This window comes from Streptosporangium nondiastaticum (assembly GCF_003011965.1).
Lineage (GTDB): Bacteria > Actinomycetota > Actinomycetes > Streptomycetales > Streptomycetaceae > Streptomyces > Streptomyces nondiastaticus.
In genome coordinates this window covers 24731-34506 of the sequence record NZ_PXWG01000066.1, presented here as the reverse complement: position 1 = coordinate 34506, position 9776 = coordinate 24731, and the positions used below count along the sequence as shown (strand labels likewise).

The following is a 9776-nucleotide window of genomic DNA, read 5'->3' as shown; positions in this document are numbered from 1 at the left end:
CCGGCGGGGTCAGCTCGGCCCGTACGGCGGCCAGGGCCGTGGTGACGCGGGCGCGCAGGACGGGGCCGCGGCCCCGGGCGGGGAAGCGGGCCGCGGCGGCGGGCCAGGCGGTGGGGAAGAGGCCGCCGGCCAGGTCGGTGAGGACGACGACGTGGTCGGGCCACATCTCGGCGGGGCCGAGGAAGACCGTGCCGCCGGGGTCGTGGCGCATGTCGCGCCAGGTCTCGTCGCTGACGATCGTCAGCTCCTCCGCGACGGCCGCCTCGCACACCTCGTGGAGCAGCTCCGGCGGGGTGACCGAGCCGGTGGGGTCGTCGGCGGGCGACAGGACGAGGACGCGGGGCCTGCCGCCCTCGGCGCGGATCCGGCGCACGGTCTCCAGCAGGGCGAAGGGGTCGGGCACGCCTCCGCACTCGGCGGGCACCGGCACGTGGTAGGTGGGGCGCCCGGCGATCCGGGCGAGCGGCGGGTACCAGGCGGCGCAGGGGCGGGTGAGGAGGACGTCGCCGCCGGCGCCCGCGAGGACCGCGAGCAGCAGGGGTTGTGCGCCGGGGGCGGCGAGGACGTGCTCGGGGGCGGTGGGCAGGCCGCGCCGGGCCCAGTAGCCGCAGGCGGCGGCGCGCAGGGCGTCCCCGCCGCCGAGCGGTTCGGGCGCGCTGTCCCGGGCGGCCCGCGCAAGGCGCTCGGCGAGCTCCGGCAGGACGGGCAGCCCGCGCTCGGGCACGGTTCCGGCCGGGAGCGCGGGAAAGCTGGGCTGCATCCGTCCGTACCTCCGACCGCCGCGCCGTCCGCACCGGGCGGCAGCACCTGTCCGGCACCGGGGCCGCCCGCTGCCGCCCCCGTCCACCTTGGCAGATCGCGGGGTGCGGGGCGGGGCGACACGGGCGGCCGGGTGACGGCGGCCGGATGACGGGAGGACGCCGGACGGGGCCCGGATGACCACGGGTGGACGAATCACTGCCGGGGAGCCCGATCGCAGCCGGTTTTGCGGCCGCCGGGCGGGGGAGGCGGGACAAAAACAAAGGATTTTGCGGACTGCCCAGCTCCGGTCACCATGTCGTGTCGCACATCCTGGCGAACCTGCCCGCTGGACCGAGAGGCACACCCCCTCATGCACGACACCGACGGCACGCACACCCGCCGTTTCGGCCTCCCGACCGCCACTGCCCTGGTCATGGGCAACATCATCGGCGGCGGCATCTTCCTGCTGCCCGCGTCCGTCGCCCCCTTCGGCACGGTCAGCCTGCTGGCGTTCGGCGTCCTCACCATCGGCGCCATCGCCCTCGCGCTCGTCTTCGGCCGGCTCGCGCAGCGCCATCCGCGCACCGGCGGCCCGTACGTGTACGCGCGCGAGGCCTTCGGCGACTTCGCCGGCTTCCTGTCCGCGTGGTCGTTCTGGACCATGACGTGGGTGAGCAACGCGGCCCTCGCGGTCGCCGGCGTCGGCTATCTGCACGTCATGACCGGCAAGGGCTCCATGGCGGGGGACCTGGCCATGGCGCTGGCCATGCTGTGGCTGCCGGCGCTCGCGAACCTGGCCGGTACGCGCTGGGTGGGCGCCGTCCAGATGATCTCCACGGTGATGAAGTTCGTGCCGCTGCTGTTCGTCGCGGTGGTCGGCCTGTTCTTCTTCGACCCGGACAACCTCGGCTCGTTCACGACGGCCGACGGCAACTGGACCGGCGGGCTGACGGCGTCGGCCGCGATCCTGCTCTACTCGTACGTGGGCGTGGAGTCCGCCGCCATGAGCGCGGGCGAGGTGCGCGACCCGGAGCGCAACGTGGGGCGCGCGAGCGTCCTGGGCACCGTGGGCGCGGCGCTGGTCTACCTGCTGGGCACGGTCTCGGTGTTCGGCACCGTCCGGCACGACAAGCTGGTCGAGTCGACGGCCCCGTTCTCCGACGCGGTCGACGTGATGTTCGGCGGCCACTGGGGCGGCATGCTGATCGCCGCCTGCGCCGTGATCTCCATCGTGGGCGCCCTCAACGGCTGGACGCTGATGAGCGCCCAGGCCCCGTACGCCGCCGCGAAGGACGGGCTGTTCCCGGCCGCGTTCGGGAAGAAGAAGCGCGGCGTGCCGACGTTCGGCGTGCTCGCCGCCGCGGTCCTCGCCACGGGCCTGACCGTCGTCAACTACACCTCGGGCGTGGGCGGGGTCTTCGAGATCCTCGTCCTCATCACGACGTTCTCGGCGACGGTCCCGTACCTGCTGGCCGCGGCCGCGCAGGTGTACTTCCTGCTGACGGGGCGGCGCGACAAGGTCCGCACGGGCCGCTTCGTGCGCGACATGGTGCTCGCGCTGGGCGCCTTCGCCTTCTCCTTCTGGCTGGTCGCGGGCGCCGGGTACGCGGCCGTCTACCAGGGCGTGCTGTTCCTCTTCGCGGGCATCCTCGTGTACGTGTGGCTGACGGCCCGCCGCCCCGCGGCGGAGGCGCAGGCCCCCGCGGCGGAGCAGGCCGAGCCGGTTCAGGAGGAGGCGGCCGTCACGCGGTGACGCCGCCGTCGAGGACGAGGTCGGCGCCGACGGTGTAGCCGGCCTCGTCCGAGGCGAGGTGCAGCACGGCGGCCGCGATCTCGTCGGGGGTGCCCGCCCGGCCGGCGGGCACCTCGCGGCGCATCCGCTCGGCCTTGTCCAGCGAGGACTCGCCGGGGCGGGAGGACATCGGGGTCTCGACGGGCCCGGGGCTGACGGCGTTGATCCGCACCCCCTCGCCGATGTGGTCCAGGGCGGCGTTGCGGGTCAGGGCGGAGACGGCCGCCTTCGTGGCCGTGTACGCGCCGAACCCGGGCTTCCTGCGGTGCGCGCCGACGTTGGACGCGATGTTCACGATGGCGCCGCCGCCGTGGGCGCGCATGTGCCCGATCTCGTGCTTCATGGACAGCCAGACGCCCTTGAGGTTGGTCTCGACGATCCGGTCCCAGTCCTCCTCGGGCACGTCCGCGACCTTGGCCGGCGGCACGGCCAGACCCACGTTGTTGACGGCGACGTCGAGGCTGCCGAAGCGGGCCACGGTCTGCTCCACGAGGGCCCGCACGTCCTCGGAGCGGGTCACGTCCGCGGTGACGGCGACGGCCTCGCCGCCCTCCGCCTCCACGTAGGCGACCGTCTCCTTCAGGGGCTCCTCCCTGCGGCCCGCGACGACGACGCGCGCGCCCTCCCGGGCGAAGGCGAGGGCGATGGCCTGGCCGATTCCCGTGCCGCCGCCGGTGACGAGGACGGTCTTGCCGGTGAAGCGTGCGGTCATGTCGGCACTCCTAAGCGATGCTGCGGATAAAGGCATGTCTGTGCATGAGATGCCGTGGCGGCGGCAGCGGTCCGGAAAGGGAGCAGGAGTCCGTCACCTCCGGCCTCCGGTTCACTCCAGCAGGGCGAGGGCCTGTTCCGCGGCGTCCCGCAGCCGGGCCGGCCCGGGCGCGGCCTTGCCGACGACCCGCATGCCCTGCATGAGGACGAGCAGCATCCGCGCGAGCGCCACGGGGTCCCGGCCGGCGGGCAGTTCGCCCTGGTCCGCCGCCCGGGTCAGCGCGGAAGCGAGTGCCCGTTCCAGGGCGAGCCAGCTGTCCTCGACGCTGCGGGCCGCGGCGGGGTCGTGCGGCGCCAGCTCGACGGCGGTGTTGGTGACGAAGCACCCGCGCCGCAGGTCGTCCCCGGCGGCCTCCTCCGCGAAGCGGACCACCAGCTCCCGCACGGCCGGCAGGGCCGGGCCGGGGCGCGAGAGCTCCTCGGCGATGCCCGGGCCGCGCTGCTCGCCGTAGCGCTCCAGCGCCTTGAGGTAGAGCTCGTGCTTGCTGCCGAACGTCGCGTAGAGGCTCGCCCGGGCGATGCCCAGCCGGCCGACGAGGTCGGCCATCGACGTCGCCTCGTAGCCGCGCTGCCAGAACAGCTCGAGGGCCGACTGGAGCGCGGCGTCCGGATCGAATTCCTTGGTCCTGGCCACGTGGTGAACGGTAGTCCTTTCGAGAATGATCGGTCAAGAATGACCGGTCCAGAAAGCGTGGCAGGGGTGCGCGACAGCGTGGCGAGAGCGCGCGGAGACGAACTTGGCGACGGACTCGGTGACGGACTTACGGGGCCGGCCGCATCCTGAAGTCGTACGAAGCGGGCAGCTCCTTCGCCCGGGCCCGGGCCTTGATCTCCGCCGTGACCGGCCCGTCGCCCGCCAGCAGCCGCTCCTCGATCGCGTACCAGGTCTCCCCGAGGGACTCGTCGCCCTCCCGCAGGTCCTCCACCTCGAAGCCCCGGTCGAAGACCTCGCGCGCGGCCGCCGCGTCCCCCAGGGCGAGCAGCACCCGCGCGCGGAGCAGCCGGAAGCGGCCGCGCTCGCCGATGCCGGGGCCCAGCCGGTCCAGCACCGCCTCGGCGTCACCCGCCCGCCCGGCGGCCAGCAGGGCCTCCACCGCCTCCTCGCCGAGCCCGGCCAGGGCGGCGGTCCACGAGGCCCCGGCGCGCCGCTCGCCGCAGGCGTCCTCGACGGCCTCCAGATAGCGGTCGGCGGCCCGCCCGGGGTGGCCGTCCTCGGCGTCCGCGTAGGCCAGGCACCGCTTGACGAACCACAGGTGCTCCGCCCCCTCCCAGGCGCGGACCGCCTGCGAGCGGTCGCCCGTGTGCCAGCGGGCGACCCCCAGGTGGTACGCCCCGCAGAGGTCGGCCCCGTCCGTCGTCTCCAGCAGCTCGCGCCACTGCGGCGAGACCAGCGAGGGCGGGGGCGGCAGCGTCCGGTCCGGGGACGGGTGCGAGCCCGTCCGCAGGAACCTCAGCCAGGGCTCCTGCTCCTCCCCCAGCGTCTCCACGGGGAAGGGCGTGCCGGGCAGGTCGTAGTGCCCGCGCTCCGCTTCCAGCGCGCCCCAGCCGGAGCCCGTGTGCAGGCTCTCCTTCGGCTCGGTGTCGGCGTACGGGCGCCACGCCGCGTACGCCGCGTCCACCTCGGCCCGGGGCAGGGCCGCTTCGAGCCGGGCCGCCGCCTCGCCGCGGGCGGCCGCCCAGTCGCCGCCGTGCACGGCGGCGGGATCCGCGGCCAGCGGGCCGTACGCCTCCAGCCACGCGAACTCGCCGCCGGGCTCCAGCGGCACGTGCTCCAGCTGGGTGCGGGCGAGCCCGGCCTGGATCTCGGCGTAGCCGCCGGTGCCGGGCTCCGTGAGCCACTCCTGCCAGCGGCGGCCGCCGCGGCCCGACCCCCAGACGAAGAGCTTCCGGCCGCGCAGCGCGTCGGTCGAGGTCTGCACGAGGCCGTGGCCGTCCGCGCCGAGCGAGGCGATCCAGCGGCGCTCCCCGCCGGGCACGTCGTAGAAGAAGTCGGCGGCGTGCGTGCTGTTCAGCGGATAGGTGTGGTCCGCGCCCTCCCACTCCGGCACCGCGACCCTGCGCAGGCTGCGCTCGTAGCCGAACCGCCAGGCCGACTCGGCGGGCGCGAGGACGCGCGAGCCCTCCTCCTCGGGGACGGCGATGTTCGACCACCAGTAGACGGGCGCGGGCCGGTGGTGGGGGTTGCGGATCCGCACGCCCACGTAGAGGAAGTCCGAGCCGTCCGGCAGCCACAGGTCGACCTGGAACGGCAGGTCGCGCAGCCGCTCCCACTCCCACAGGCGCAGCATCTCCCCGCCGCCGGGCGCGGGCACGCGGGCGGCGTGCAGCGGGGCCACGGACAGCGGGGTGTGGCCGGTGGCGCCGATGTTCCACTCGATGCCGCCGGAGAACCAGGCGCCGTTGAGCGCGAAGTGGGCGGGCTGCAGGACGGGGTTGGCGTAGAGCAGCTGCCGGCCCGCCGGCTTGTGTTCGAGGGAGTGGACGCGCCCGCCGAGGCCGGGCAGGACCGTGGCGCGCAACCGGTCGTTCTCGACGACGATCGCGTCGACGTCGGTGAGGACGCGCTTGCGGCCGTAGTGGTCGCGGCGGCGCGCCGGCAGCACGGAACGCAGCGGCTCGTAGCCCGTCTGGCGGGCCATGTCGGCGGGCAGGCCCTTGCGCTGTGCCGCGTCGAGCCGGTGGACGTCACGGGCCGTGCGCAGGGACGGCAGGGGGTTCTCCGCGCCGAGCGGGGCGGCGGGCAGGGTCAGTACGGCACGTCGGATGGTCGTGGGCACGGCAACCTATCTCCAGCCTGGTGGTCGGTCCTGACGGTCAGTCCTGGTGGTCCGGCAGCATGTCGGCGGTGATCGCCCAGCGTTCGTGGTCGCGCCACGCCCCGTCGATGAAGAGGAACGCCGGGGAGAAGCCCTCCAGCCGGAAGCCGTTGCGCTTGACCAGGGCCAGCGACGCGGCGTTGCCCGGCTGGATGTTCGCCTCCAGGCGGTGCAGGCCGAGGGGGCCGAAGGCGTGGCGCAGGACGAGGGCGAGGCCCTCGCTCATGAGGCCGCGGCCCGCCGCCGGCGCGAAGGCGCCGTAGCCGAGCGCGCCGCACTGGAAGCGGCCGCGCACGATGTTGTTGATGTTGACGAAGCCCGCGGCGCGGCCGGTCTCGCGCAGGCAGACGAGGAGGCCCACGCGCTGTTCGCCGTCGAGCGTGGCGGCGTACGCGGCGAAGTCCTCCTCGGTGGCGGGCATGGACAGCCACGGGTGGTGCAGATCCGCGCTGGCCCGCACGAGGCGGGTGAACTCGGGGCCGTCGCCGGGCGTCACGGGGCGGATCGCGACGCGCGGGCCCTCGGCGAGCCGTTCCGACACGGCTTCATCGTACGGTCCGGGGCCGGTGGCCCCGCGGGCCGTCAACGCCACTCCGGCGCGTCGGAGCCCCAGAGCGCGGGGGTCCGCGCCCAGTCGCGCGGCGCGCCCTCGACGTGCACCGGCGGCAGTGCGTAGCGGACGCGGCCGAGCGGCCCGGCGGCCTCGGTGAGCCACGCGTCCGGCGCGTAGGCGCCGCCAGGTGCGCTGTCGTCGCGCGGCAGGTCGTGGGTGAGCCAGTGGGCCGTCCGCGCGAGGGAGAGCCGGGCGAGGCGGGTGCCGCCGGTGGTGCGCTGTTCGGTGACGGCGCGCAGGACGGCGGCCGCGAGGAGGTAGCCGGTGCCGTGGTCCAGTGCCTGCGCGGGCAGGGCGCCGGGGGTGCCGTCGGGGCGGGCCTCGGTGACGGCTATGCCGCAGGCCGCCTGGACGAGGCTGTCGAAGCCGCGCCGCCCGCCCCAGGGCCCGTCCGTGCCCCAGGCGCTCAACTGGCCGACGACCAGGCCGGGTCGCCGCTCGGCCAAGGCCTCCGGGGCCAGGCCGTGGCGGTCGAGCGCGCCGGGCCGGTAGCCGGTCACGACGACGTCGGCGCGGGCGAGGAGGTCCTCGAAGGCCGCCCGGTCGGCGCGGCGCGCGAGGTCGAGCACGGCCGAACGCTTGCCGAACCCGGTGTCGTTGTGCGCGTCCTGGCTCTCCGGGAGGCCGGGCGGGTCGAGCCGGAGCACGTCCGCGCCGAGCAGCCCGAGGGTGCGGGTGGCGACGGGACCGGCGATGACGCGGGTGAGGTCGAGCACGCGCAGGCCCTCGGCGGGCGCTCCCGGGTCCGCCGGCAGGGTGCGCACGGGGCCGTCGGCGATGCGCTCCAGGGTGAGCAGCGGGCGGCGGGCCACGGCCTCGCCCTGCGGGTGGGCGGCCCACTCGGCGGGGGTGCGCACGGCGACGGCCAGCCCTCCGGCCGCGTTGACGGTCTCCTGGATCTCCTCGGCGTCGCGCAGGGCGAGTTCGGCGGCGGTCCGGTCGACGAGGGCTGCCTCGTCGTCCGTACGGGGCAGGCCGAGCGCCTCGGTCAGCCGGGCGCGGTGGTGCGGGTAGTTGGCGTGCGTGCGGATCCAGCCGTCGCGGGTGCGCCAGAAGCGGGACAGGGGCGCGAAGGTGGCGCCCGCGCGGCCGTCGAGGCGCAGGTGGCGTTCGCTGACGAAGGCGGTGGCGACGGCGCCGTCGTCCACCCGCACGGCCGGGAGCAGCCCGCCGCCGCGCCGGGCGGCGGCGAGCTCGGCCGCGGCGAGGGAGGCCACGGCGACCGTGGCCCGGGCCAGTTCGCGGACGGGAAGCCGGGAGGGCAGCGTGCCGCCGGGGCCGCCGCACGTGACGGCCCCGGTGAGGGCGGGGTCCCCGCCCAGCGCGGCCCACGCCTGATCCGTCGCCCCGCGTACGTGATCGATCATCTCCGCAGTGTGGCACCGGGTGCCGCGTTGCGGCCAGTGCGCGGGAACCGGTCGTGGATCACACGATGAGCGGGCGGAGTTCCGGGCCGACGAAGTGCGAGGGCGGCCTGGGGCCGGACTGGTCGTGGAGAAAGTGGGCCCCGTACCAGACGACGAGGTCCTGCCCGTCCACGGACTCGCCGTTGACGAAGTCGCCGATGTGGGCGCGGGTGTCGAAGCCGCGCGGGTCGTCGATCTCCGCGGCGCCGCGGTACCGCAGCACCCACAGGTCGGCCACGCCGTAGGCGTCGGCCGTGCCGTCGCCCGCGCCGGGGACGATGCCGTAGCCGCGCCCGCTCGCCGGTGCGACGACGCGCCACTGCCGGTGGCGGGCGGGGTCGCGGGTGCGCTGCGTCTCCCGGCGGATGGGCGTCCAGCCCGCGCCGTCGTTGAACTCGTCGACCCTGTTGGCGGTCGTGCCGCCGACGTCCGGGTCCAGCCGCCAGTAGACGTGGTGCGTGTGGGAGAGGCAGGTGCAGGGGTTGGTGACGGCGCCGAAGCCGAAGCGCGGGCGGATCGCCCCGTCGTCGGCGAGCCGCCACTCGGTGACGTAGCGGTACCAGCCGGCCGCGAGCTCGCTGAGGATGCGGAGCTCGGAGCCGGTGTGGAAGAAGGCGACGCCGCGGAAGTCGCCCTGGTCGTTGCCGGTGTCGAGGATCGTGCGCGGCGCCGAGGTGCACAGGCGGTACCCCGGGCCCGCAGGCTCGGAACCGGTCGCGTTGAAGCAGACCTCCTCTTTCTCCCAGTCGCGGTAGGGGCCGCACCTGTCGCCCGCGTACCGCACGTTCAGGATCGGCGCGTGGGCCTGGTAGAGGACGCGTTCCCCCTTGTGGGCGACGAAGCGCAGCTCCACGCCGGAGCCGTAGGAGCCGGAGGAGGTCGCGGGCCGGTTGACCACCAGATCCCAGAGTTCGGTGGTCCCGCGGCGCACCCGGACCCGGACGGCCCGCGGACCGCCCGCCGGACTGGGGCAGTTGTCCGCGGCCGGGGTGGTCACGCAGTCGCGGGCCGAGGGGGCGGGCACGCCCTCGGGGTCGCGCACCACCGTGCCGTCCTTCGCGCGGACCCCGATGATGCGGTGCTTGACGGCGTCCTCCGGGGTGCGGAGGCCGACGGTGACGACGCGGTCCACCGTGCCGTCGCCGTTGGTGACGTCGGCGAGCGGCGGCATGGGGCGGTACGCGGTGGCGCCGCCGGCCGCCAGCAGCGGTCCGAACTCGGCGTGGCCGCGGACCGCTTCGACCGCGCGCTCGAACTCCTCCCGGCCCGGCAGGGGCCGGAACTGCACGGCACGCGCGGCCGCGCCGGCCAGGTCGCCGAGCCGGCCGGTGACCTCGACGGAGCGGTAGGCGTCCGGGTCGTGGACGACGGCCCGGAACGGCGCGTCGGGTCCCGGTTCCCGGTCCAGGAACCGGAAGTCGGCGACTTCCAGCCGGGATCCGGTGAGGCGCTCGCGGACGGCGGAGAGGTCCGTCAGGCCGGCGAGGGACGGGTCCGCCACCGTCCTCTCCCGGTACGGTTCGATGCTGACAGTGATCCCTTCAGGCACGGAAGCCCCCTCTGCCCGCGTCCTGTTGCCGCCTCGTGCGCGTGCCGGGCGAGCTTCAGAGTGCCTGCGGTCCGGACCTGCGTGACAT

Annotated in this window: 8 protein-coding genes; 1 reads left to right on the top strand and 7 read right to left on the bottom strand. The window is 75.5% G+C overall.

The features are described 5' to 3' along the window. Nucleotides 1-760: pyridoxal phosphate-dependent aminotransferase (locus B7P34_RS22045; protein ID WP_146166893.1), on the bottom strand; the 760-nt coding region annotated here is incomplete at its 3' end. 351 nt (nt 761-1111) lie between these two features. Between B7P34_RS22045 and B7P34_RS22040 the strand changes: the two genes are divergently transcribed. Continuing rightward, nucleotides 1112-2494: an amino acid permease gene (locus B7P34_RS22040; RefSeq protein WP_189382957.1), complete on the top strand. Its 1383-nt coding sequence runs from the start codon at nt 1112-1114 to the stop codon at nt 2492-2494. Here the strand turns inward: B7P34_RS22040 and B7P34_RS22035 are convergent. From B7P34_RS22035 to B7P34_RS22010, 6 genes are all read right to left on the bottom strand, one after another. After that, nucleotides 2484-3245: an SDR family NAD(P)-dependent oxidoreductase gene (locus B7P34_RS22035; protein ID WP_106679040.1), complete on the bottom strand. Its 762-nt coding sequence runs from the start codon at nt 3243-3245 to the stop codon at nt 2484-2486. The genes B7P34_RS22040 and B7P34_RS22035 overlap by 11 nt on opposite strands. Before the next feature lie 111 nt (nt 3246-3356). Then, nucleotides 3357-3938, bottom strand: coding sequence for a TetR/AcrR family transcriptional regulator (locus B7P34_RS22030; RefSeq protein ID WP_106679038.1), 582 nt, complete (start codon nt 3936-3938; stop codon nt 3357-3359). Between the two features lie 127 nt (nt 3939-4065). Then, a complete protein-coding gene (locus tag B7P34_RS22025) occupies nt 4066-6081 on the bottom strand; it encodes a DUF5107 domain-containing protein (protein ID WP_106679036.1) in 2016 nt (671 codons plus the stop codon). A gap of 37 nt (nt 6082-6118) precedes the next feature. Next, nucleotides 6119-6661 carry a GNAT family N-acetyltransferase gene (locus B7P34_RS22020; protein ID WP_106679034.1) on the bottom strand — a complete coding sequence of 181 codons (543 nt, stop codon included), beginning with the start codon at nt 6659-6661 and terminating at the stop codon, nt 6119-6121. A 41-nt stretch (nt 6662-6702) separates the two neighbouring features. Further along, nucleotides 6703-8100, bottom strand: a complete 1398-nt coding sequence (locus B7P34_RS22015) for a CoA transferase (RefSeq protein ID WP_106679032.1) — start codon at nt 8098-8100, stop codon at nt 6703-6705. A gap of 58 nt (nt 8101-8158) precedes the next feature. After that, nucleotides 8159-9688: a hypothetical protein gene (locus B7P34_RS22010; RefSeq protein ID WP_146166892.1), complete on the bottom strand. Its 1530-nt coding sequence runs from the start codon at nt 9686-9688 to the stop codon at nt 8159-8161. Nucleotides 9689-9776: the final 88 nt, after the last annotated feature.

Coding starts and splice junctions, on each gene's coding strand:
- B7P34_RS22040 (WP_189382957.1), top strand. CDS start 1,112: ATGCACGACACCGACGGCACGCACACCCGCCGTTTCGGCCTCCCGACC.
- B7P34_RS22015 (WP_106679032.1), bottom strand. CDS start 8,100: ATGATCGATCACGTACGCGGGGCGACGGATCAGGCGTGGGCCGCGCTG.
- B7P34_RS22035 (WP_106679040.1), bottom strand. CDS start 3,245: ATGACCGCACGCTTCACCGGCAAGACCGTCCTCGTCACCGGCGGCGGC.